Origin of the sequence: Pediococcus acidilactici DSM 20284 (assembly GCF_000146325.1) — a bacterium.
In the GTDB taxonomy this organism is placed as follows: domain Bacteria; phylum Bacillota; class Bacilli; order Lactobacillales; family Lactobacillaceae; genus Pediococcus; species Pediococcus acidilactici.
This window is the reverse complement of sequence record NZ_GL397067.1, coordinates 68,042-91,702: the sequence shown is the minus strand read 5'-3', so window position 1 is coordinate 91,702 and position 23,661 is coordinate 68,042. Positions and strand designations below refer to the sequence as shown.

Sequence of the window (23,661 nt, the reverse complement as noted above, 5' to 3'; positions counted from 1 at the left end):
ACTCATCTCGCTATTTTAAAGGTCTTCACCTCTCCCGGTTGGAAGCTAATTTTTTCAATGCTTGCCGCATAGCCTAAATCTTTTCTAATCCGCCCCGAGAAATCGGTTTCATTTATATAATACTGCTTATCGAGGTTAATGAGTTGATCAATTTGAACTTTTTGCTTGTTTAAATTAACTACTCGAATTAAATCTGCCGTTCCGTCAATGCTTTTTGTTAAGCTACTAAAGGTGATTCGCCGGTCAACCAATTCAAAAAATGGTTGTGCTTTAATCGTATTTTTTAACGGGTGCATCACAAAGTACTTCAAAGTGTTAGTAAACTGATTTAAATCTTGGGCTTGATAGTTCGGATTAGTCACCGCATACTCCATAAACTCTTTACTTATCTCAGCTGGATCAAACTGTTTGCTAATGTAAGTTGCCCATTTAAAATGCATTTCCTTTTGTAGCTGGCTATCTGGTGTAGGAATATAGGTAAATTGATTTCCAGACGCTACTCCCGGACGTCGGAGCAAATCTGGACGCCCCAAGTAACCTACTGATCTAAACAATGTTAAAGCTACTCGATCATTTTGAGCGCCCGTAATCTGATATTCTTTGATCCCCTTTGTTAAGAAGCTGACACTACGTTCATCATCGTGTACGTTAACGTAGTGGATCATCGGAAAAATGGCCGTAGGTTCTTCGTGATAGCCAATTGCTTGCCAATCCTTTAAGTGGGGATCCACTACTGGCCTTTCAATATAGCCAAAACCAGTGTCCGCGTAAGAGGCCTTAGCATAAATGTTAGTGCGATTAATCACTCGCATGCGATGGTCCTTGGCCTCGTTATGAATTTGTAATTCATGATTAATCCGACCACTTCCGTCTAACTCGAGCTCTAACTGGTAGTTGATTTGTTGATTTCGCAAGTTTTCTGCCCGTGCTGCTAAGTCAACCGGAACTGCCCAGGTTCCTTGTAAAATTAATTGGCTAGTTACCCGTCCTTTACGGGTAGTGACCGCAGCGTCTTTAAAATCTAAACGATAAACTTGGTTTTTGTAAGCCGGCGAGTAATCATAAGTATCCCCTTCGTCTCCTCCGTCTTCAATATACATAAAGTCTTCAACCAAAGTTTGATCATTTAAATTAGTCAAGTTTAGCTTTCCATCAACCCATTCAATTTTAAAATGGTTATCACTAATCGATTTGTCCGTTGTATTTTCTAATAATGCGGGTACGGCTTCACTAGCGACAACATCAAAAGATTGCCACTGTAGTGCCGGAAGATTTATTCGCGCGCTGCAGTCAATTTTGTAGTAGAAATCATCATCTCGGTACGCACTAGTATCCCGCTTAATTTGCCCATGATATTCTTTGGTGACTTTTTCAACGTCTACCGTTATCTTTTGATCGTCCTTCATTAGCTTAAAGGCAGGGTTCTTTAGTGATAATTGGAACTTAACTCGTTTAGTTATTGGATATGGCAACGTATTAAAGAAAGTAATCGTATTTTCTCCATAGTTCACGTCTGACTCAGTAATTTTACGAGTAAGGTAATCAACAACCGAATAAGATAATTGATCCGCCTCTACCAACCGTGCCAAAATCATCCGATTTGTTTTATCGCTATTACATCCACCAGCGCTATCGTGAGCATGGTTGCGCACGATTAATTTCCAAATTTTATCTAGCAAAGCTTTTTTATAAGGGATACCTGCACGTTCAGCCATTGCCATCAAAGGTTCTACTTGGTAGATCATTCGTCTTTCTACTTTATCATTAAGATATTTTTGGTCGTACCTAGACGAATAGATTGAGCGGTGAATTTTCGACACGGAAGGATCAATAAATTCTCCCGTAACCTGATCCAATTCATTCTGATGCTGCTTTAGATCCTGAAAATATTTAACATAATTACTTTCAACTAACTTTGCATCGTCAAGTTGTTGATTATAGAAGCTAATTCGTTCTTTTAAATTAAAATCAACATACCGTTGATCGCCCCCCACCGGCAATGGGACGTCGTCGACACTAGCGCCTTGAACTACCGTAGTCATCATGTTTTTGGCGTCGTCATCTTCAATTAAACCGACCCCAACAAAGTATCCGTTCTTGATGTTAGCAACGCTAACTTGTGAGCCGTCTTCTGACTTCCAAATAAATTCACGGTTAGCAGTCTTTTCTTTCGGCAGCCCCCGCCAAAAAACGGCGTTTTTAATGTTCATTCCGTTATAAATTTTAGGCATATCCGCACCTTGCCCAAAGGAGTCCGGCAAATATCCAATTGGTTGCGCTCCTCCTAACCGTTGCGCCATTTTCATTCCTAAACTTAAGTTACGAACAATTGATTCGCCGGTGATAATTAGTTCATCCGTTTGGGTATACCATGGCCCAATAAATAGTCGACCTGCATTAACCCATTTTTTAATTTCCTTACTTTTTTCTGGATAAGCATCTAAATAATCATCTAGAATACTCATTTGCCCATCCAATAGGTAGTAATCGACTTTTTGCGCTTGTAAAGCTGCGAAAACTTCGTCCATGTGATAAACAAATTGAATCAATGCTTCATCTCTCGTAAAGTACCATTCAAAATCCCAGTGGGTATGATGAATTACGTGTATTTTTTTCATTACTACTCTTTCTCCTAAACCTAATATTTTTAATAAAAAAGAGGCTGAAAGATGTTTCCCAGCCTCCACTTTTTGGTTATGGAACTATATTTCATTAATTGCTTGAGCTAAAATGTCTGGGTCATCATTTTCTAAAATTATTTTAGTAAAATCTTCGTCCATCAGCTTTCTAGCAATTTTACTTAAAAGCCGTAAATGTTCCTTAGATCCTTCTTGAGGAATTGATAGCGCAATCGCTACTTGAACTGGCTTTTTATCAAGTGCGTTCCATTCAATTTGGTGATCAAACTTAATTACGAACAGTCCGGGACGTTTTACACTTGCGTCATTACTATGAGGAATGGCAATTCCGTTTTTAAAACCCGTAGTAGTCTCTTTTTCTCGATTCATTAATCCCGTAAAAAAACTGTCTACAGAATCTGCATATCCCAGTTTATTAACGTGTTCCGCAATGGCATGAAAAGCCTCTTCTTGAGTTTGGCTGTCATGATCAAACAAAATATTTGCTTTAGAAAAAACATTTGCATCCATATAAATGTCAATTTCCTTTCACTTTTAATCTTCTACCGCTTTAGCCGCTTCAATAACGGCATCGCTTCTCGTAAATCCGATAATGACAGCGGTGACCGCAATTCCCACACATACACAGAGAATCCAAGTGATGAACGGAACTGGTTGTTCAATGTAACCAATAAAGGTTCCCAGTGGCGAACCAATTCCCCCATAGAACTTGCATCCGGTTAGGGAAACTAACCCACCCGCAACGGCTGATCCACATACGTTAGCAATAATCATTCGAATTGGATCCGCAGCTACAAATGGAATCGCTCCTTCGGTAACTCCCACTAAGCCCATTCCTAGAGCTGCACCGGCAGCCGCCTTTTCGTCTTTAGAAAACTTCTTCTTCCAAATTACGGAAGCTAGCCAAACTCCGAGTGGTGCTACTGAAATTGCAGCTTGGGCAGCTGTCTGAGGAACAAAGTTGGCATGTGTAGGTCCGTATTTAGCCATTGTATCCGTAAACACTGCCGTGCCAAAAATTAAGGCCGTCTTGTTTACTGGTCCACCTAAGTCAAAGCCCATCATCGCACCAATTATTGCGCCTAAAATAATTGGTGCACTTGTTGAGTGCGCATTAATCCAATTTAGCCAGGAGTACAAACCGTCCATTCCCGCAGCAATCGGACTACCAATCAAGTAAAATACCACTAACGAGATAAACAGCGTCGCAATCACCGGAATAATCATAATGGGTACAATCGGTTGAATTATTTTTGGCCATTTAATTTTTTTAAGTGCTTTAACAAAGTAACCAACAATAAATGCCACTAATAAAGCCGCAATAAATCCACCGCCCGCTTTTGCGTGCAACAGTTCCGCGTCGTTTGCAATATATGCTCCAATCATTGCCGGTGCCATGGCAGGCTTATCAGCAATCGACATTGCCACAAAACCAGCAAACAATGGAATCATTAATTTAAAGCCAACTTGTCCTACCTGGAACAAATTTGACATCAATAACCCCATTTGAGTATGGTTATCAAATCCCCATTTAACAATCCGTCCCGCACTATCTCGTTGAAATGCGTACAAGTTCGCAATCGTTAAAATTAATCCCGCTGAGATTACCATCGGAATCATGTACGAGATCCCGGTCATTACGTGGGTAAAGAAACCATTCTTCTTATGGTCGTTACCAATTTTGATTTTACCGACCTTAGTACCTTTCTTCCCAAAAACTTCTGCTTTGGCAATTGCGTTTTCAATCAAAGCCGCTCCATCATCAATCGCCTCGTTCGAATCGGTTACGTATAATCGTTTACCGGTGAACCGAATTGGGTCAATCTTAATGTCGGCTGCCACGATTACTAAGTCCGCAGCTTGTATATCCGCTTCGGTTAGTACGTTTTCAGCCCCCATTGCCCCGTCTGTTTCTACCTTAACTTGGTCTCCGCGAGCTTTAGCTGCTTTCTCAATTGATTCCGCAGCCATATATGTATGCGCAATTCCAGCTGCACAAGCCGTTACCGCCACAATTTTCATTGGGCCCTTATTACTTTTTTGCATTATTTCCACCTCCATCACAACTGTAAAACGCTTCCATTGTTTTTGCAATTGTTTTCATATATATGGGTATTTATTTCGAAATTCTTGCAATTTGTGAAAATAATTTCAACAAAAAGTGACTAACACCAACTTTCTACTACATAAAAGATTGTCTAAAAGCAAAAAAGGAATTGAGTCTTTTAACTCAATTCCTTAGAAAAATTTTTAACCTAATCTTCCAGATATTCCTCGCGCAAACTCAATCCAAACCTTTGTGCTAAATCCCGAAAATCTTGGTCGGTAATCTTTTGAAACATTTGGCCACCTTGTGCTTGAATCGCCGTATATACGAGGGCTGATTTTTCAACCGTTTCCACTAGTCCATACGTCTCATCCAAAGAGTCCCCGGCCGCAAATACTCCGTGATGCGGCCAAACTACTACATGGTGGTCCGCCATTTTTGTTGCAGTAGCTTCTCCAATTGCGGTAGTTCCTGGGCACATATATGGAATTACCCCAACACCTTCTGGGAAAACCACGATTGATTCGGGATGCATCTGCCACAAAGTCCGACTCAATAATTTTTCTGACAATGGCAAAGTAAAGGTCATCGCAATTAAGTTAGTCGGATGGCAATGCATAATTACGCGTTGTTCGGGATCTTGTTTTAACCGCGCAAGGTGACTCATTAAGTGGGCCGGAAATTCGCTGGTTGGTTGGCCACCGTCGTTAAAGCCCCATTTAATCGCCACGCTTTGTCCATCCGGATTAATTTGGATCAAGCCCATGTCTCGTTCAGGATACTCGGTAATATTTTTAAAGTAGCGTCCCGTACCGGTAACTAGATAATATTTTCCAGCCAGTTCACTTGCGTCAAAATCAATGGCGACAGTCCGGAGGGTTTCAGTAACGTCGCTAAATGCGCGCACTTCTTCAGTCGTTAGTCGCAAGCTGACGTTACCGCCGTTGCGTTCGTCCCAACCGTGTTGGTATAAATTCATCGTGGTTTGTTTCATTTCTTTCACGTATTGTGAGTCAATAAATTTCATCGTTTTCCGCCTCTTCTATCAATCTTATTTTTGATCCCGCGGGAATTGAACTTTTTGTTCATATTCTCGGATATTTGCGAGCCAATCGGTGCCAACCGGTACGTCGTTGCGTAAACAAAATTCGTCCCAAACTGCCCCAAATGGGTAAGATTTTAATTCTTCCGTAACTGCCAAACGTTTCGTAAAGTCGTAATTTAATTCGGCTTCCTTCAAGTCATCAATTGGGGTTAAAAGCGCTTGTAATAATGCCTTCTGAGTTGCCCGAGCTCCAATTACCCAAGCAGCCACCCGGTTAATGGTAGCGTCAAAGAAGTCTAAGCCAATGTTGGTCCGGTCTAGTTCTTGATCACGAACCAACGAACGCATAATCCGGATCAAAGCATCGTCAAAAATCACCACGTGATCACTGTCCCAACGTACCGGACGCGAAACGTGCAGCATCAACCCTTTCCCAAATGGCAGGAAGGCTGAGAATTTATCCGAGACATCTTCGGTTGGATGCCAGTGTCCCGCATCAATGGTCCATAATTTACCACGACTAATGGCGTAGTTATTGTAAAAGAGGTGGGAGCCGACCGTGTAAGATTCAATTCCCGTGCCAAAGAGTTTTCCTTCGACTGCTTCAATGGTATTTTTTTCGTCATACGATTTAGCAAAAATCTTATCCAGCGATTCGACTAGCCGGAGACGCGGATTAAGCTTGTCAATCGGATTATCCTTGAAACCATCGGGAATCCAGAAGTTGTTGACGGATTGTTGACCCAATTCTTCCCCAAAGTAATTGGCAATTGCCCGGGATTGTTGGCCAACCTTAATCCAGAAGTCCCGGACATCTTTTTCGGGGCTGGCTAAGGTAAAGTTATGTTTAACCATTGGATGTGAGAAAAAGGTCGGGTTCATGTCTAGGCCTACGCCCGCTTCCTTAGCCCAATCAACCCAGTACTTGAAGTCTTCTGGGCCAATTTCGTCAAAGTCCTTTTTTTGATTAGTAACCGCGTATAAGGTATGCAATGCCACCTTATGACTTCCGGGAATTAGGCTTAACGCCTCCGATAAATCACCTGTTAGTTGATCCGGGGTCCGGGCCATGCCGGGATAATCGCCAGAAACCCCAATGCCCCCCGTCAATTCTTGTTCGGGATTCACAAAGCCATGAATATCATCACCTTGCCAACAGTGCACCGACAATTTAATCTTCGCCAATTTAGCCAACATGGCTTCGGTATCAACCCCAATTTCGGCGTAACGCGCTTGAGCCACTTTGTACGCGTTCTCAACTTCACTTGCTTTAGTCATTTTATTTTCCTCCTAAAAATTACTTAATCTAAATGAAAGACCTCTTTTAAATCAGTGGTCACTGGGCTATTATCTGGATTAATTTCCATCAATGGTTTCATGTAAGCCCACCATTTCTTACAGATTGCCGTCTGAGCGATTTCGTTGTACTTGGCCACGTCTGGAACTTCTAAGTAGGCAAACGTCTGTCCCGTTTTTTCGTTTAAATAAATCGAATAATTATGGGCGCCGTGTTCCTTGAGGGCTGCCTTCATCTCTGGCCAGAGCTCGGCATGCCTTTTTTCATATTCGGCATATGCATCTTTGTGTAAATACATCACTTGTCCAATTCGGATCATTGATACCACTCCTTTCTAAACTTGGCCTGCAATAAATTGTTGGTATCGTTGTAAAATGTCGCCGTATTTACCAGTTTCCGGATAATAATGCTTTAATTTGAACGACTTGCCAATTAATTGGCGTCCCGCATTGATATTTTCCACGGCGTCAGTTGCAATCATCTGTACTAAGACGTTACCAATTGCGGTGGCTTCGCTAGGTCCTGCAATAACTTCCACATTGGCTAGCGTACTGGTAAGTTGATTCATCAAGGCGACGTTGCTGCCCCCACCAACAATGTTAAGTCGTTCGATGTGGTAGTTTAAAATTTGATCTAATTTTTGAAGCTCATTTGCGTAATATAACGATAAATTACTGTATATTGCTTGGAAAAGTTCGCCCGGCGTTTCTGGAACCGGTTGTTGAGTTTCCCGACAGTAATTTTGTAGTTCAGCCGTCATGTTTGCCGGATTAACAAACCGGGGATCATTAATGTCGATGAACTGTTGGAACGGGCGGACTGCTTCCGCTTGTTTAGCAAGTTCTCCAAAACTAACCTCATCTGCTAATTCGTGACGAACACATTGTGCAATCCACAACCCCATGATGTTCTTTAAGAAACGGTAAGTCCCGTAAGCTCCCCATTCGTTTGTATAGTTTTCATGGAAAGCAGCCAAACCATTTTCCGGAACGTTCAGCTCGGTGCCCAGCAGTGACCAAGTCCCCGAACTTAGGAATGCCCAGCGGTCACCCTGGCCCGGAGTTCCCACTACTGCTGAAGCCGTATCGTGGGTCGCTACCGTGATCACTTCAGTTTCTGGCAAATCGAATTGGCGATGCCATTTATGGCCTAAGTTGCCCAAAACCGTTCCTGATTCAACTAACCGAGGGAATTGGTCTGGAGAGACGTTAACTTTGGCCAACAAGTCTTTATCAAACAAGCCGACCCGTAAATTTAACATCTGCGTGGTGGATGCATTAGTAATTTCAGTAACTGCATTCCCAGTTAGTACATAGCCAATGTAGTCGGGAATCATCATGATTTTGTCCGTTTTAGCTAGTAATGCTCGATCAGTCTTGTAAAGCTGGTACAGGGTGTTAAAGTCTTGAAACTGAATCCCAGTTTTTTCATAAATATATTCCTTCGGCAATTCACTGGTTAATTCGGTAATCGCCTGGGAAGTTCGCCGATCCCGGTAACTGATTGGATCTTCTAACTTCTGGCCGTCAAAACCTACTAAAACGTAGTCAACTGCCCAAGTGTCAATGCCTAATTCAATGGCGTTAATCCCCCGCGCCTTGACCTTGGTTAACCCCACGAGAATCTCGTGAATCAAATGGTCAATATCCCAACGGTCATGTCCATCTTTAAGTTTGAAACCGTTAGTAAATCGATGGACCTCTTCTAAAGTGAGCCGCCCATCCGCGGTGGGTTGAGCTAGCATCAGGCGTCCGCTAGATGCGCCGATGTCAACGGCAACGTATGTTTTCATCTTTTCCACCAACCTTCTTTTCAAACTAATCTTGGTCATTACCGTAACGTTCCTTACTAATTTGCTCTAGAGATTTTCCTCGAGTATGCGGTGTCCAAACCGTCCCAATCACTAAGGAAACAATCAATAGTGCAATCATGAAAGTTCCGGCAGCCTTAAAGCCCATGCTAGTTAAAATAGTTGGAAAAATAATTGACCATATTCCAGCGGATCCTCGCACAACGAAAAACATTACACCTTGCGAACCAGCCCGGTAGCGAGTTGGAAATAGTTCAGTAGCCCATAATGCATACCAAGCTTGTGCACCGATTCCAGCAGACACGCCCCAAAGAATTACAAAAAGCCATAAGCTAGTCCAATTCATCCCCGCATAAGTTAATACAATCCATGACGCTGCTGCCATTGCCGCCCCAACAAAGTAGAAAATTCGGTGGTTTGCTCGATCACCAAATTTAGCAAATCCGACATAGGTACCTAAAGCAGTTAAAATCCAAAGTACCGCTTGCAACAAGTTGGCTTGCATGTTGGTTAATCCCCCAACCGTTTCATAAACATACGGCATGAAGAATCCCATTGCTCCAGCAACTAAATTCCAGAACATGTAAACGCCAATCAAAAAGAGCAGTGATTTGATGTTAACCATGTTGGAAAATAGATCTTTATACGGATGGGAAGTGATCCCACTATCCTTTTCGGCCTGCTTTTGCTCTTCAAAAACTTGAGACTCTTCCAATTTGCTTTGCAAGCGCCAGGCAATAAATGCCACAATCGTTAAGAAAACGAATAAAAGCCGATTTCCCAGCAAACCAATGGGTGCTAAAATAGTCCCCGCGATAAAAATGATTGCCGGTCCCATTGACCAAGCAAATTGAGAAATCCCAATATTCTTTGCCCGATCAGTTGAACCCGATGTTTCTGAAATATAAGTCCAGGATGCAGGCACCCCAGCTCCCACAGCAATTCCCGTAATTAAAAAGCCGGTCAGAAGCATTGGAAAATTAATTGAAAAAGCAATAATGGCAGTTCCTAGCATGTAAACTAACATGTCGTAAGTGTAAATTACTTTTCGACCAAACTTATCTGATAGATGCCCACCTATCAACGCTCCAATTGCTGAACCAAACGCGTTGGCACTTAACGCTCCTAAAAGTCCCACTTGAAAACTAGAAAGGCCTAGTTCCTTTGTCCAAAATGTCAATCCACTGGCTCCAGCGACAATTGAGCCTGAATCTAAAAAATTCGTGATTGATACGGCAATGGTCGATTTCACCGATCCTTGTTCTTCACTCATTTCAATACCCCCTCAAATCATTTATATTTGCTTACATCCTGAATTGTAATCGTTTACAACGGGTGATAAAATATCCTAGTTCTTCATGAAAAGTATCATATTTACAGGAGGTATTCAGATTAATCCTAGAGCCTTGCACATGCTGTCACAAACTAATATAGTTGAGGAAAAACAGAAGATTAAGCGATCTTTTGTTGAAGACATGCCATCTTACGTTCTTCAAACTGGCGAATTAAGCGACGACAAAATTCAAATTCTAAATAACAATTTATTTAAGAATCGAGATGTTTACATTAGCCGCCACAATCGTTATGCTCCCTACCCCGCACACAGTCATACTTTTTTCGAAATGAATTACATGCTTCAAGGGCATGCTACTGAAATAGTTAATGATCAGCGAATTGAACTACAGACCGGTGATTTATTGCTTTTAGATATTGGCGCAAAGCACCAAATCGCTGCCCTAGGTGATCACGATATCTTGGTTAATATTCTTTTTAAACGACAAGTTATTAGCATTAATTTATTAAATGACATTCGTCGCAGTAATAGTATTTTGCACGATTTTTTAATTGATCGAGCCATTGACGATGCAACTGGCACGAAAAATTTTTTATTATTTAAACATAAATCCGGCCACGAAATTCCTAACGTTTTGGATAAAATTATCGAAGAATATTATTTAAAACGAGATTTTTCTAACTCAATCATTAAATCCTATCTACAAATTTTATTTGTACTTCTCGTCCGCCACTATCCCCTCGATATCGGCCAACATCCCACTAAACAACAAATTTTGGTCACTAAAATCCTTAAACAAATTGCCGAAAACTACCAAACAATTCGTCTTGATGATCTAGCACGTAAATATAAATATAGTAAAAATTATCTTGGAAACCTGTTTAAAGAAGTTACTGGAAAAACGTTCACTCAAGCAGTCACACAGCAACGTTTGATCCAAGCACGTAACTTAATTTCTTCAACTAACCTTCCCATTACCGAAATCATGCATCAAATTGGTATCACTAATAAGACCTTCTTTTATAAAAAATACGAAGAGTTTTACCACGGGAAGCCAGGAGACGACCGTTAATTTAAAAATTTTTTGAAAAAATTTCTTCATCTAGTGCATTATTTTTCAACTTTTTCTGAAACAAATTCACCAAATTTTCTCTTTGCAAACGCTTTCTTTTGTGAAATAATGAACCTGTTAAAATATAAAAGCACAAAGGAGATTTGTTAATATGAAAATTAAAGCAGCAGTTGTTGAAAAACAAAACGCAGATTTTATCATCAAAGACGATATTGAGTTAGCCCCCATGGGCGCGGATGATATCCAAGTGCACATGGTTGCTAGCGGGATTTGTCATTCCGACGAAGCTTTGCGAGTTGGCGACGCAGTAATTGATTATCCAATTATTCTTGGCCATGAAGGTGCCGGAATCGTTGAAAAAGTTGGTCCAGAAGTTACCCAATTTAAACCCGGCGATCACGTAGTTTTAAGTTTCTACGCTTGTGGTAATTGTGATAACTGTTTGAAAGGCATCCCTACCCAATGCCGTAATTATGCTGCCAATAATCTTTCTGGTGTACGTCCCGATGGCTCCGATCATTTCACTGAAAGTGGTGAACACGTTGCGGACATGTTTGATCAAAGCTCCTTTACCACCACCACCGTGGTCCGGGAACGGAACGCAGTTAAAGTCGATGACGAACTCGACCTTCGTAAATTAGGCCCGCTTGGTTGCGGATACGTTACTGGTTCAGGAACCGTGCTTAATACTCTCAAACCGCGGCCTGGTGATACGATTGCTGTTTTTGGTACCGGGGCGGTTGGACTGGCTGCCATGATGGCTGGTAAAATTTCTGGGTGCACTAAGGTAATCGGAATTGATATTGTGGATTCTCGGCTAGAATTAGCTAAAGAATTAGGCGCTACCGACGTGATTAATAGCCGTAACGTGGACGTGGTTGAAGAAGTTAAGAAACTCACGAATGGCCGCGGGGTGAACTGGTCCGTCGACACCACTGGAATCACCCAAGTGATGGAACAATCTATCCAAGTGCTCACCCAAGGCGGAACCACCGCAACCATTGCCGTTACGCCAAATCATATTGACCTAGACACTTGGAACGACCTTTGTGTAGATGATAAGAAGATTGTGGGGGTCAACATGGGGGACTCAATCCCACAAATTGACATTCCTCGTTTAATTGAATTTTACAAAGCTGGTATGTTTGACTTTGATAAAACCGAGAAATTCTTTAAGTTTGAAGATATCAAGGAAGCTAATGAAGCATCCCGTTCCGGAGAAGTTATTAAACCAGTCTTGATTATTGATCCTGACTACGTTCCGGGAAAATAAGCTACTATAAAATTAAAGACAATCGAAAAGGAGTTCTCAGTTTTAGGCTGAAAACTCCTTTTTACGCTATAAAAAATTTTTAATTCACTTTAAATATTTCAATTCAGCTTTTCGCCGTGCCGCCACAGCATCATTGAATTCATCGTAAGACTCGTTTAAAACCATTTTACCATTGACCATCATGCGGGCAATCCACTTGTTCCCAGAAGAGTTAAAGGAAACCCCTACCACTCCTGATTGATTACGTGAACTAGCAATTACCGATTGAATTGGATTGCCATTTGGATCCCGAAAAGCGTCCTTAGCTCCCATTTGAGCAGATATCTTTCGGTTATTTTTTAAACGTTCGGCGGATTTCTCCTTTCGTAAGCATCCGCAACTCCTAACCTTGCCATGGCGGAGCAAATAACTTTCTGCATCCACTTTTCGGCCACAATCACATTGACAAGCCCAATAATAATTGCCTGAAGTACTTTTACGGTTGGTCCGTCCCGTCACCACTAGTCGTCCAAAGCGTTTTCCTGTTAAATCGTAGCGAACTTTTGTACAATACCCACAGCTTTTGGTATTGCCGGTTTTTAAATGTTGCAGATCAACATTAGTCACCCTTCCACAATCACACTGGCAATGCCACTGCAATTTACCAGTCTTAGGTGATCTAACTGGATACTGAGCTACAAGTTTTCCAAAACGTTTTCCAGTGATATCGATACGGATTCTCATCGTAATCCTCCCCCAATTTTGGTATCTTATTTTCTGTTTGAAAGTGTCTTTTTAGGGTACACCCAAAAAAGACAACAATTATTAACGTATATAATCATTAATTCGTAACCAACTTTTCAATTTATTGTACACCAAAATGCCACTACTTACGTAAAGTAAATCCTAGACGGGGATTAGTTTATGACATTTCGGATTTGATTCGATAAATTAGGGTGCGACTAACTCCTAATTTTCTTTTAATTGCCATAATACTTTTCCCTGCTGCTAGATCGTCGCGAATATCAAAATAAATCTTACGCCGGTTAGGATTTTTAACGTCTGGGCCATATAAAACGGGCCGTCCTTTGTATACCCCGCGTTTTTTTGCTAATTCAATTCCTTGTCGTTGACGATTTCGAATTCGTTGCCGTTCTGATTCTGCTTGAAACTTCTTGGTCTCGATAAAAATGTTTTGTAGAAAGTTTCGCATATTTTCATCATCAATGTCGTCAAAGGTTGGTAAATCAAGGATAATCAGTTTAGCTTCCCGTAAATAAACTTCCATAAAAATATGAGTTAAAAACTTATTATTTCTTCCTAGCCGTTCCATCTCTAATACATATAGCTCGTCGCCAGGTTTTAAAACATCAAGAACTTTAGCAAATTCGGGGCGTTCATTAATTGCTCCTGAAATCTTTTCTTTGTATATTCGATTAACCCCAACTTCTTTTAACCTAGCTAATTGTCGTGCAAGGTTTTGATCTTTTGAGCTCACTCTTGCATACCCGTATTTCACTTTTCTTCCTCCTTATGTTTTGACCTTTTAGGGTGTACCATAAAAAAGCACTTCAACAAAATCGTTACCATTAACAATCGCTTTAAGTACTGATTTAATCCCCTTCTTAACTTTGTTATTGGTATCCAGTTGGGGTGCTAAACCTTTTTATATTACCCGATTGCGGTTTGATTAGCAAGATAATTGATTAATTAACCGATTCTTTCTAGAGCATAACTATTTAAAATAACGAATCAACAATCCCTTACAAAACTTAAATACGGTAAAATTTGTCTACTAGATCTAATTAGTTTATCCTATAATTTTTTGTCCCCTCCCGATTGAAGCGCTTTCATTAGAGTGGTAACATTAAAGTGTACAAAGTTACTAAAGCGTACCTGAGGAGGTCCTCGTAATGAAAGAAAACTTTGATTTTTTGATGCCAAGCGTAAACTTTTTTGGCGCAGGCGTAATTAATAAAATCGGTGAACGTGCAAAAATGGTGAATATGAAAAAGCCCTTATTAGTAACCGATCGATTCTTAGAAAAAATGGAGAACGGTCCTGTAGAGCAAACCATCAGCTCACTTAAGGAGGCTCAAGTAGATTTTGCGATTTACGACGGCGTTGAGCCCAATCCTAAAGTAAGAAACATTAAGGAAGCTAAACAGGTTTACTTAGACAACCATTGTGATGGAATCATTACCGTTGGTGGCGGTTCTGCTCACGATACTGGCAAAGGAACTGGCATAATTTTAACGAACGGTGATGACATCACCAAGCTAGCGGGTATCGAAACTTTAGATAATCCGCTCCCACCACTAATTGCCGTAAATACTACCGCGGGAACGGCTTCTGAATTAACTCGGCATTGTGTAATCACCAACGAAGAAACCCATTTAAAATTTGTCGTAGTTTCCTGGCGCAACGTTCCTTTAGTTTCGTTTAACGATCCAAAATTAATGCTTGGCGTACCACCAAAATTGACCGCCGCTACCGGGTTGGACACCTTTGTACAGGCGATCGAACCCTACGTTTCGACTAACCATAATGATATTACGGATGGTCAATGCCTCCAAGCAATTCGCTTAGTTGAAGAAAGTTTACGTGAAGCAGTTGCTAATGGAGAAAATCTCGAAGCGCGGACAAAGATGGTTGAAGCTGAAATGCTCGGTGGAATGGCTTTTAATAACGCTGACCTTGGTTACGTGCACGCCATGGCACACCAGCTCGGCGGACAATACGACGCTCCTCATGGGGTCTGCTGTGCTGTATTGCTTCCAATCGTGGAACGCTTTAACATCATTGCTTGCCCAGAACGGTTTGCCGATTTAGCGGTTGCGATGGGTGAAAATATCGACGGGCTTTCCGTTCGGGAAGCTGCTGATAAAGCAATTGATGCCATGCAACAACTTAACGACGACGTAGGCATCCCGCGGAGCATCAAGGATCTTGGCGCCGATCCTAAAGATTTCGAACTGATGGCCGAAAATGCGTTGAAAGACGGCAATGCTTTCTCCAACCCACGGAAAGCTACTAAAGAACAAATCGTCGCGTTATTCCAAGCTGCATATGACGCAAAATAATATATTAATTAAACGAAAAGACGAAGCTGAATTCAATTCGAATTCTAAACTTCGCCTTTTTAAGTTAAACTTTTTTGGGGGAGCAACACATCATTGTTAAGGGTTCTAAACGCTTTTTGTATTCTCATTTTAGTCATCTAACTTAAATACTTTCTCATTAAGTACACTGGTGTACAACTCCAAGCATGGCAATAGCTATTAACCATTGCACTACCATATGGGGAGTAACTTGGATCATTGGGATCAAATGCTTCCCAAAACGTGTCGGCACCTAATTCAATCATCTTCCCCCAGTAATCTTTCAATAGTTGAATTCCCGCATCCGTCAATCCTGCTTCAAAAAGTGCTTGGGTTACGTGATGATACATATACGGAGTTGCAATCCCTTTAATTGGGAATAGTTTTTTAACTGCGTTGCTCATTAATTGGTGATTTTCTTCCGGAGTCATTACTTGAGCTAAAACCATCCAAACTTGACTAGCAATGTTAATTTCATGATCAGGACCAGAAATAAATAATCCTCTTTCTTCGTTATAGAGGTTTTGCTTGGCATAATTTGTAATTTGGGCCAATTCTTTTTGGTAGTAATCAATCGTGTCCAATCTTTGAAGCCGTGATAAATGGATAAACTGTTTCAAAGCGTATATTATAATGGCAACTCCAGCCGTATCCTTATTAAATTCATTAGACCAATCCACAAAAACTGGATAATCCTCATCAAAGACAATTTTGCCATTACTCTGAACCATATTTTTCATAACGTAATCAATTTGCTTTTTCGCCACTGGATATAAGTCTTCAAGTACTGTGTAATCATCCGTGTGTTGAAAATAATCATCTAAGATACTAACAAAAAACAAACTGTAGTCGAGCAAGAATGTGTCATCTGGCGTATAAGTTGGCTTAACAAATACGTTGGCAGGAATTCGCCCATCTTTGGCTGCCAATGCACCAAATAAATATAAACATCTCTTAATTAAGGTTTGGTTGTCATAGGTTTGATAATCCGCTAAAGCTTGTAAGCGTAAGTCCCCGATCCAAAGCCGTCGATCTCGTTTAGGTCCGTCTTCAAAAACGTCTTGCATACAGTCCGCAAGCGTCTTCAGCCCCACCTGATCAATTTTTTGTAAAAGTTTATCATCAGTATGAAATGGGGTTGGCGCTCCTTGTGCCGCACTTTCTGCAATTAAGGCTGGTTCAAAGAAACTAACTTGCCACTTAGGAGAAGTATCCACCACTTTAATTTCAACATAACGAAAACTGTAACGCCTTGGTAAGTACAAGTTGGCAGGCAATTCGTCCAAATGAACAGTTTCTTCTTGCATCCATGAACGGCTTAACCAACCTTGATAATCTTGACTATCTTGGTTTAACTCAGTAGGCAGCTCGGCAAATTTCAATTTAAGCGTTAAGGGCGCATCCATTGGTGATCCGACTGATTTAATTCGAATTGTAAAGTGCCCAACGTAATGATTGCCAAAATCTAAAATCAACCGGTCATCCCGGCCAAATTTCATTTGACTAAGTTGTGTAGCATCAGCTACTTTTTTTGTTCCAACATTATCTAGTAAATTTTTATCGATCACCGTTTCAACTACCTGCACCGGAGTTACTACTCGTTTTGCCAATTCCGGAATGTTGTCATCTGCTTTTTTTAGTAACTGTTTGTCATGATTAAATTCTACATCATCATTAATTTGAAATGTAAATGCCATCGCCACTCACTCCTCAACGTTAATCTGGTACTTTTTTGTAATCGAATCATTACCAATCCCGCAATTAGACATACGGCAACAATTCCAGCGAACCCAAACATAGTCATTCGGATGTGGCTTGGTAAAACTAAAGTAGGGGTAATAAATGCAAAAATCCCACATAAGAAACGGGAAAAGCCACTAATAAATCCTTGAACTGAAGCCCGGCTATCAATTGGGAATGACTCTTGGGTCCAAACCTTATACATAGCTTCGCCAGCAATGTTATTACCTAGGTTATAAAAACCAATGGCAATAACAATTGGCCACAATGCATGGCTGCTTAATGCTAAGCCTAGCATGGCTAGTAGCTCGATAACTGAACCTACCACAAAAAATTTGTTACGGTACCGGCTACCTGCTACTGAGGCAAATGAAATTGATGCAATTAAAGCCACTACATTTAATACTAATCCTGCTCCTGTAGCAAAACTTTGGCTCGCGTGTGCTTGTACCAAAGTAAAAGTTTGAAATTGTCCAAATGTATTCGCTAACAAATTCCAGCAACAATAAAAAATCATAATCCAAATAAAGAATAACCCATATTGGTGATTTTGGCGCAAAATTTTAAATAACGAGCCAGATTCAGAAGTTCTTGGGGACTGCATTTGGTCAATCCGTTGATTGGCTTCACGATGAAATTCTTTAAAGCGACCAGAAAAAGTGCGCCAAATAAAAGTGATGGCAGCGCATACTGCTAAAATCGTAAAAACAATTCGTGCCCCAGTTGCCCCAGTCATTTTAGAAACTACAAAGGCACAACCATAAGAGAAAAACACCCCAATTTGCCAAAAAACTTGGGTAAAGGACACTAACCGAGCCGTTGCTTTGTCATCAGGAACATCATGTGAAATAATCGTTAAGCTAACTGGTAAATCAGCTCCAGAAGCTAATCCTGCAATAATCACTCCTGTTAATAAAAAGCCATAGCTGTTAGCTAACACACAAATTAGTGCACCTACCGCATAGCCTAAATTTAACCAGTTAAATGAACGGGTTAATCCCCAATTTTTGGTTAACCATCCGGCAACTAACGAGCCCATTGCAATTGCAAAAGTTAATGCTCCTGAAATCACCCCAACTTGGGTGTTAGATAATGCTAACCCCTGTTGCCACACCGTAATTGTTGCTGATAATCCAACAATGATCCCCGAACCTAAAATTGATCCGATTCCAGCTGCAATAGCTAGAGGACGGTATTTTTTCACTAAATTATCACTTTGATTTTGCATAAATCTCTCCTCCTTAACTATCCTCATTGTAAGCGCTTAAAATAAGTGCTACAATATCTCCAGTTCACCCGAATCCTTGCAAAACTACAGGTGGGATCATTAAAAAGGAGCAACTAATGATGGATTTTATTACCTTGGATAAAAAAATACGTAGTCTAAATTATGTAGAGAACACTCAGCGAAAAAATCACGCTAATTACAATTATATGAAGCTCAATTTTAAGGAAAGCCCCATCCCTAAAATGCCAAAATACAATTTTTTTAAACATGGCGATTTAACCATTGTTAAAGGAAATCGTTTTTCTTACGTTCCCGCGCATACTCATGATTTCATCGAACTTAACTACATGTATTCAGGTAGTTGTATTCAATCGCTAAATAACGAGCAATTTGAGTTTACAGAAGGTCAACTACTTTTAATGGATAAGAATACTGTTCAAAAAATTGGCTATACTGGGGAAAATGACGTCATCATTAACATTTTGTTAAAAAACTCTCTAACTATCACTAAAATATTGGACTTACTTTCTGGACAATCCAACGCTGTAACGGACTTTCTGCAAAATTGTAACTTAAAAACTACCAACCATAATTTCATGATTTTCGATTTACCTGCACAATCATTGTCGCGTAGTCTGATTATGGACTTATTGTTCGTAGCCTTTGAATCCGCCCATAAAAATAATAACCAAGTGCTAAAATTGCTCTTTTCAACCTTGATTACGCAATTACCACCATTAGTTAGCCATCACCATCTAAATTTTGCGGCAGACAATAATGCTGAATTATTGGCAATTTTAAAGTACATCGAACAGTATTATTCAACCACTAATTTGCAATATACAAGTAAGCATTTTGGATACAACATGAATTATCTCAGTAATAAGATCAAAGCAGCGACTGGGCAAACATTTAAAGAATTAATTGAACAACGCCGTCTATATGCAGCCCAAGAACTTTTATTTCAAACTAACCTATCGCTTGACCAAATTTCCTTGCGAATTGGTTATAAAAATCCTTCTTCCCTAAACCGATTGTTTAAAAAATATGTAAACACTACCCCCATTAACTATAAAAATGAATTGATTAAGAATCGCGATGATTTATATTGATTAACAAAAAGTGGCCGTCAGGATTACCCAAAATCCTAACGGCCACTTTAATTATTAAGAAAAATTAGTTGAAAGTTTTATTCAACCGCCCCTTAACACTTTTAGACGACTACATAACACCAAGCCTATCTTTTGAATCACAAATTTGGATCCATCTTAAAGGTTAGCTTCGATAATTCCGCACCCTGCTTGGTTAACTTAGCTAAAAGTTTCTTGGTTTCTTTATTATAATGTTGCGCAATAAGGTGGTTTTGTTCAGTAAGATATTTTGTCAATTCTTTTCCCGACATCTTCTTAGCCACTTGGTCAACTTCTTCAATCTTGGTCCGTGCCCATTGTGACAACTCTTTTTGGTAATCCAAATCGTCCTGAATAAATTCAGCGTAGTGAGATTCCACTACCATTGCTAAAGTTTCATACAACCAGTATGCACTATCTAATGACATCTCTTCCGGTAATTCCCGGTAGGAAACGTCAGTATCATTAGCGTTGGTAAAGAATGGTACGTGTGGGCAAAAACTTGGTACGCCAAAGCCAATCCACTGAACTCCAGCCGCTTCATTTTCATGACTATTCCGCATTTGCAAAATATGTGAATTGGCTGTTCGAGATAAGGAAATTGCCCGGTACGTCTTCCGATCGTGTTCGCTACCACTTCCTAATGGGTCGTACTTAGTTTCGTTATAGTGCGACTTCAGAATATATTGAATATCTTCAACCGAAATCTTTCGACTAGCTTTCCGAATAAACGGTAGATCTGGTGATTCAGGATCTTGTTCAATCTCCGGGTTTAAGTAACGTTGAGCATACCAAACCCGAGGAGTATTGTAATGATGATCCTTTTCCGTATCCGTTCCAAAGATGTGCCGGAAATTCCAGCGATCTTCGTCAGGATTCAAACCATGCTTTTCGACAAATTCTTGAATGCCATCCGCCCACATGTAATTGTCGGGATCATTAAAGTCAATATCTTCAATCGCGATTTGGTTAGCAGCCACGGCATAGCAATCGTCCGGAATCCGAACGGCAACCCATTGATGACCCGTAACAATTTCCATGTACCACACTTCGTCAGCATCATTAAATTGAACTCCGTTACCCTCTGCTGAACCATATTTTTTCACCAATTCGCCTAGATAACGAACTCCATCTCGAGCAGAATCAATAAACGGAAGTACTAACGTAGTCATGGAATCTTCTGCTAACCCATTTTTGACGAAGGGATCGTAAGCTAAAACTCGTTTGTTAGCGTAAACACTTTCCGTAGCGCTTTCACCAACGTTTTTTTCGTTAAAACCGTCTTCTTCATTAGGCCCTTCACTTTCGTCTGCGTTAGGTGTTGAAGTATACCGATAGCCACTTTCAGGCAACGGTACAGTTAATCCGTTATATGGTGATTTATAAATTTCTTGTCGGCCGGAGACGGCTGGTTGAACCAAGAAGCGTTTTGGATGAATAGCCACTAGACGATCTTCGTTTCTGGAAATGTAGGTTGCGCCATCAAGCGAAGCCTGCTTTCCAACCATTACTGAAGTACATGCTGACATTTCAATTCTATCCGTCATGATAAATCCTCCTCTTAAATTTCTTTAAACTCGTTCGATAATCTGTTCGTTAACCTCTAGTTGCTTCAAATACAATAATAATCGACTATACAAATAGTCATTAGCTTCCTCGAAGCGTTCGCCTAAATTCTGACCAATCTCATACGCGCTGCGTTGCCCATCAATTTGTTGAAATACAAAACTGCCGTATTCATCTAAATCTAGGTAAGTAAACTCTGGAATTTTAAAATGTAATTTTCGTAAAAATTGTTGAATCCAATGGTTTTGAGCACGAATAATGGTCACTTGTTCGCCTTCAACTTTATAATTAACCCGCGGATTCTTCTTAAAAACTAATTCTTTTAGATCAGCATCCGTCAATTTAGGTGACTTACTCACGTTCTTCAGCCTTCCCTTGGTTTTCAGATTTTTTAATCATATACAACGGAATTATAATTGCTCCTGCCATAGCTGCTAGTAGTATTAATCCCATTGCGTTGCTTGCTAAAAAGCCACTTGGTGCACTATTACCCAACAATCCGGTAACGTGGAAAATAATTCCAACAAGGCCGATGATTGAACCACCGGCAATTAGTCCAGAAGAAAGACTGACGCCGCTTTGTACCCGTTTGTCACGTAACTCTTTGTCTTTAGTAGTCTTATTGATCAAAAGTTTTAATAATGCCCCTACTAAAATAATTGAAGTAGTTGAAATTGGTAAGTAAAAACCTAACGCAACCGTCATAATTGGTAGGTCTAGCATCCAGAAAACTAAGGCCATCACAATCCCGACAATGATCATAATCCATGGTAAATCTCCAGACATGATGCCAGACGTTAAAGTTGCAATTAAGTTAGCTTGCGGCAATCCAAATGGCGGGTTAGAACCCGTAATCCGCAATTGCGGTTCCAAAAGTACCGTAGTTCCAATTACGGTGAGCACCCCCACAAAGCCAGCAATCATGTAGTACTTCATCATTTCCTTGTTTGAGCCGCCAATCATGTAGTTAACTTTTTGGGTTTGCATATATCCACCACCGACTGAAACCGTAGTTACAATGAATACCCCAAACAACAGCAAAATTTCTGTGTAATTTTTGGTAGTCCATCCCATCAATACGAAGGCCAAAGTCATGATTACTAGCGATGCAATAGTCATCCCTGACACTGGTTCGTTAGAACAGCCAATCGTCCCGGCTAGTCGTGCAGAAACAATTACAAACAGCAACGATAAAACTAACGTTAAAATCCCGCCAAGCAAGGCAACGACAACCGACCCTGAAATAATAAAACCAGCGATAAAAATGGCAATTACTGAAGCTAACAAGGCAATTAACCCGAACGCATTTTTATCTTCAGTAGTGCTATTTCGCGCATTAAGTACTTTTTTAATCGAAGTCCAAATTACCGGGATTAACTTAACTGCACCGATAATTCCACCACAAAGCATCATTCCTGCACCAATATACTTAACATACGAGCCTGCAACATCATCAACACTCATTTGGGAGATGCTCAGCGCGGCATTATTCCAGACATGTGCTCCGCTTCCAGCCATTTGTGCAAAGTAACTAACTAAAGGCACTACTGCAAAATTTGATAAGATTGACCCCGCAAACATGGTCATTGCCACTTCTAGGCCAACCACGAAACCAATTCCAGCTAGCATAGGATTAACTTCTGTCGACATCTTCCATCGATAAAACGAGTTCCCGGTGAAAGTGATCATGCTATTTACCCAACCAAAAACTTGAGAAGTAAATAAAGTAATTAAGCCCCCGATTCCAAAACCTACCCCTAGGAATTTTAATGAATCTCCACCGCTTTCCGAAGCGACTAACGCTTCGGTAATCGCCATGGATTCTGGGTAAGCGAGGCGCCCATGTTCCTCAACAATCAGATAATTTTGAACTAATGATGCGCTCCCAATGGCAAACATTACTGCCAAAGCACCAACCATTACCCCAGTGAAAAAATTAACGTGTCCGCCAATCAAGACAATTGCTGGAAGGACGTAAATCATCCCACTTGCAATTGCTTCTCCACCACTAGACATTCCTTGCAAAATATTTTTACCTAGGATGCCCTTTTTCTTAGCAAAAAGACTTACCAACCCCGATCCAATGATTGATCCAGGAATTCCAGCTGCTACCGTTAGTCCAGCTTTCATCCCCGAGTATGCTGTTGACGCTCCAAAGATTACGGCTAAAATAATTCCCATAATCAAAATAGCAATACTTCCACCATGCCCCTTTTTAGTAACGTAAGGAACGTACTTGCTCCTACCATTACCACCATAATCTTTCTTAGAAACATTTTGTGCCATCCAATTCAATCCCTTTCTTTAACAATCACTAATACCTAACTTTTGTGAATCAATTATCATATGTTTAATAATAGCGCTTCCACCTATTCTTATCAAGTAGCGCTACTGCCTAACCATTGTCTACTAAAAAAGGCAGAAAGCCTCCCTGACTGGG

Annotated in this window: 19 protein-coding genes; 4 read left to right on the top strand and 15 right to left on the bottom strand. The window is 40.5% G+C overall.

Annotation, left to right across the window (positions count from 1 at the left end; translation table 11 throughout):
* Positions 1-2: 2 nt before the first annotated feature.
* The 8 genes from HMPREF0623_RS00470 to HMPREF0623_RS00435 all read right to left on the bottom strand — a co-directional run bounded on the left by HMPREF0623_RS00470 (position 3) and on the right by HMPREF0623_RS00435 (position 10,111).
* Positions 3-2,618, bottom strand: coding sequence for a glycoside hydrolase family 38 N-terminal domain-containing protein (locus HMPREF0623_RS00470; RefSeq protein ID WP_002831274.1), 2,616 nt, complete (start codon positions 2,616-2,618; stop codon positions 3-5).
* 84 nt (positions 2,619-2,702) lie between these two features.
* On the bottom strand, positions 2,703-3,149 hold the full coding sequence (locus HMPREF0623_RS00465; protein WP_002831272.1) for a PTS sugar transporter subunit IIA: 447 nt from the start codon (positions 3,147-3,149) through the stop codon (positions 2,703-2,705).
* Between the two features lie 24 nt (positions 3,150-3,173).
* Positions 3,174-4,685, bottom strand: coding sequence for a PTS fructose transporter subunit IIC (locus tag HMPREF0623_RS00460; protein WP_002831271.1), 1,512 nt, complete (start codon positions 4,683-4,685; stop codon positions 3,174-3,176).
* A 209-nt stretch (positions 4,686-4,894) separates the two neighbouring features.
* Positions 4,895-5,713, bottom strand: a complete 819-nt coding sequence (rhaD, locus tag HMPREF0623_RS00455) for a rhamnulose-1-phosphate aldolase (protein WP_002831269.1) — start codon at positions 5,711-5,713, stop codon at positions 4,895-4,897.
* 24 nt (positions 5,714-5,737) lie between these two features.
* Positions 5,738-7,009, bottom strand: a complete 1,272-nt coding sequence (locus HMPREF0623_RS00450) for an L-rhamnose isomerase (RefSeq protein ID WP_002831268.1) — start codon at positions 7,007-7,009, stop codon at positions 5,738-5,740.
* Between the two features lie 23 nt (positions 7,010-7,032).
* The gene (gene rhaM / locus HMPREF0623_RS00445; protein WP_004165641.1) at positions 7,033-7,347 is read right to left on the bottom strand and encodes an L-rhamnose mutarotase; all 315 of its coding nucleotides are present in this window, start codon (positions 7,345-7,347) and stop codon (positions 7,033-7,035) included.
* A 15-nt stretch (positions 7,348-7,362) separates the two neighbouring features.
* The gene (gene rhaB / locus HMPREF0623_RS00440) at positions 7,363-8,820 is read right to left on the bottom strand and encodes a rhamnulokinase (protein ID WP_126130530.1); all 1,458 of its coding nucleotides are present in this window, start codon (positions 8,818-8,820) and stop codon (positions 7,363-7,365) included.
* A 25-nt stretch (positions 8,821-8,845) separates the two neighbouring features.
* The gene (locus tag HMPREF0623_RS00435; protein ID WP_002831265.1) at positions 8,846-10,111 is read right to left on the bottom strand and encodes an MFS transporter; all 1,266 of its coding nucleotides are present in this window, start codon (positions 10,109-10,111) and stop codon (positions 8,846-8,848) included.
* Positions 10,112-10,196: 85 nt separating this feature from the next.
* Here HMPREF0623_RS00435 and HMPREF0623_RS00430 point away from each other — a divergent pair, with 85 nt between their 5' ends.
* Positions 10,197-11,204 (top strand): AraC family transcriptional regulator, encoded by a 1,008-nt coding sequence (locus HMPREF0623_RS00430; protein WP_004165640.1) that lies wholly within the window; start codon positions 10,197-10,199, stop codon positions 11,202-11,204.
* A gap of 151 nt (positions 11,205-11,355) precedes the next feature.
* A complete protein-coding gene (locus HMPREF0623_RS00425) occupies positions 11,356-12,477 on the top strand; it encodes an NAD(P)-dependent alcohol dehydrogenase (protein ID WP_002831263.1) in 1,122 nt (373 codons plus the stop codon).
* A gap of 84 nt (positions 12,478-12,561) precedes the next feature.
* On the opposite strand, the gene HMPREF0623_RS00420 is transcribed toward HMPREF0623_RS00425, so the two are convergent.
* Complete coding sequence (locus HMPREF0623_RS00420) at positions 12,562-13,200, bottom strand: hypothetical protein (RefSeq protein ID WP_002831262.1); 639 nt, start codon at positions 13,198-13,200, stop codon at positions 12,562-12,564.
* 178 nt (positions 13,201-13,378) lie between these two features.
* Positions 13,379-13,975 carry a recombinase family protein gene (locus HMPREF0623_RS00415; RefSeq protein WP_004165639.1) on the bottom strand — a complete coding sequence of 199 codons (597 nt, stop codon included), beginning with the start codon at positions 13,973-13,975 and terminating at the stop codon, positions 13,379-13,381.
* A gap of 394 nt (positions 13,976-14,369) precedes the next feature.
* On the opposite strand from HMPREF0623_RS00415, the gene HMPREF0623_RS00410 reads away from it, so the two are divergent.
* Positions 14,370-15,539 carry an iron-containing alcohol dehydrogenase gene (locus HMPREF0623_RS00410; RefSeq protein ID WP_004165638.1) on the top strand — a complete coding sequence of 390 codons (1,170 nt, stop codon included), beginning with the start codon at positions 14,370-14,372 and terminating at the stop codon, positions 15,537-15,539.
* 137 nt (positions 15,540-15,676) lie between these two features.
* On the opposite strand, the gene HMPREF0623_RS00405 is transcribed toward HMPREF0623_RS00410, so the two are convergent.
* Both HMPREF0623_RS00405 and HMPREF0623_RS00400 read right to left on the bottom strand, forming a co-directional pair.
* Entirely contained in the window at positions 15,677-17,254 is a 1,578-nt protein-coding gene (locus tag HMPREF0623_RS00405; protein ID WP_004165637.1) for an alpha-L-rhamnosidase-related protein, read from the bottom strand.
* Complete coding sequence (locus tag HMPREF0623_RS00400) at positions 17,221-18,525, bottom strand: MFS transporter (RefSeq protein ID WP_143121383.1); 1,305 nt, start codon at positions 18,523-18,525, stop codon at positions 17,221-17,223. Before HMPREF0623_RS00400 ends, HMPREF0623_RS00405 begins: the two co-directional genes overlap by 34 nt.
* A 116-nt stretch (positions 18,526-18,641) precedes the next feature.
* Here HMPREF0623_RS00400 and HMPREF0623_RS00395 point away from each other — a divergent pair, with 116 nt between their 5' ends.
* Positions 18,642-19,637 carry an AraC family transcriptional regulator gene (locus HMPREF0623_RS00395; protein ID WP_004165634.1) on the top strand — a complete coding sequence of 332 codons (996 nt, stop codon included), beginning with the start codon at positions 18,642-18,644 and terminating at the stop codon, positions 19,635-19,637.
* Between the two features lie 137 nt (positions 19,638-19,774).
* Here HMPREF0623_RS00395 and HMPREF0623_RS00390 read toward each other — a convergent pair whose 3' ends face one another.
* Genes HMPREF0623_RS00390 through HMPREF0623_RS00380 form a run of 3 tightly spaced genes read right to left on the bottom strand, consistent with a single transcriptional unit; the run spans position 19,775 to position 23,507 of the window.
* The gene (locus HMPREF0623_RS00390; protein ID WP_004165632.1) at positions 19,775-21,202 is read right to left on the bottom strand and encodes a C69 family dipeptidase; all 1,428 of its coding nucleotides are present in this window, start codon (positions 21,200-21,202) and stop codon (positions 19,775-19,777) included.
* Between the two features lie 24 nt (positions 21,203-21,226).
* Positions 21,227-21,580: a PqqD family peptide modification chaperone gene (locus HMPREF0623_RS00385; protein WP_004165359.1), complete on the bottom strand. Its 354-nt coding sequence runs from the start codon at positions 21,578-21,580 to the stop codon at positions 21,227-21,229.
* The gene (locus HMPREF0623_RS00380) at positions 21,573-23,507 is read right to left on the bottom strand and encodes an OPT family oligopeptide transporter (protein WP_004165631.1); all 1,935 of its coding nucleotides are present in this window, start codon (positions 23,505-23,507) and stop codon (positions 21,573-21,575) included. The genes HMPREF0623_RS00385 and HMPREF0623_RS00380 overlap by 8 nt, the downstream gene beginning before the upstream one ends.
* Positions 23,508-23,661: the final 154 nt, after the last annotated feature.

Coding starts and splice junctions, on each gene's coding strand:
- rhaB (WP_126130530.1), bottom strand. CDS start 8,820: ATGAAAACATACGTTGCCGTTGACATCGGCGCATCTAGCGGACGCCTG.
- HMPREF0623_RS00435 (WP_002831265.1), bottom strand. CDS start 10,111: ATGAGTGAAGAACAAGGATCGGTGAAATCGACCATTGCCGTATCAATC.
- HMPREF0623_RS00470 (WP_002831274.1), bottom strand. CDS start 2,618: ATGAAAAAAATACACGTAATTCATCATACCCACTGGGATTTTGAATGG.
- HMPREF0623_RS00450 (WP_002831268.1), bottom strand. CDS start 7,009: ATGACTAAAGCAAGTGAAGTTGAGAACGCGTACAAAGTGGCTCAAGCG.
- HMPREF0623_RS00465 (WP_002831272.1), bottom strand. CDS start 3,149: ATGGATGCAAATGTTTTTTCTAAAGCAAATATTTTGTTTGATCATGAC.
- HMPREF0623_RS00410 (WP_004165638.1), top strand. CDS start 14,370: ATGAAAGAAAACTTTGATTTTTTGATGCCAAGCGTAAACTTTTTTGGC.
- HMPREF0623_RS00430 (WP_004165640.1), top strand. CDS start 10,197: ATGAAAAGTATCATATTTACAGGAGGTATTCAGATTAATCCTAGAGCC.
- HMPREF0623_RS00395 (WP_004165634.1), top strand. CDS start 18,642: ATGATGGATTTTATTACCTTGGATAAAAAAATACGTAGTCTAAATTAT.
- HMPREF0623_RS00380 (WP_004165631.1), bottom strand. CDS start 23,507: ATGGCACAAAATGTTTCTAAGAAAGATTATGGTGGTAATGGTAGGAGC.
- HMPREF0623_RS00400 (WP_143121383.1), bottom strand. CDS start 18,525: ATGCAAAATCAAAGTGATAATTTAGTGAAAAAATACCGTCCTCTAGCT.
- HMPREF0623_RS00420 (WP_002831262.1), bottom strand. CDS start 13,200: ATGAGAATCCGTATCGATATCACTGGAAAACGTTTTGGAAAACTTGTA.
- HMPREF0623_RS00460 (WP_002831271.1), bottom strand. CDS start 4,685: ATGCAAAAAAGTAATAAGGGCCCAATGAAAATTGTGGCGGTAACGGCT.
- HMPREF0623_RS00390 (WP_004165632.1), bottom strand. CDS start 21,202: ATGACGGATAGAATTGAAATGTCAGCATGTACTTCAGTAATGGTTGGA.
- HMPREF0623_RS00425 (WP_002831263.1), top strand. CDS start 11,356: ATGAAAATTAAAGCAGCAGTTGTTGAAAAACAAAACGCAGATTTTATC.
- rhaD (WP_002831269.1), bottom strand. CDS start 5,713: ATGAAATTTATTGACTCACAATACGTGAAAGAAATGAAACAAACCACG.
- HMPREF0623_RS00405 (WP_004165637.1), bottom strand. CDS start 17,254: ATGGCATTTACATTTCAAATTAATGATGATGTAGAATTTAATCATGAC.
- rhaM (WP_004165641.1), bottom strand. CDS start 7,347: ATGATCCGAATTGGACAAGTGATGTATTTACACAAAGATGCATATGCC.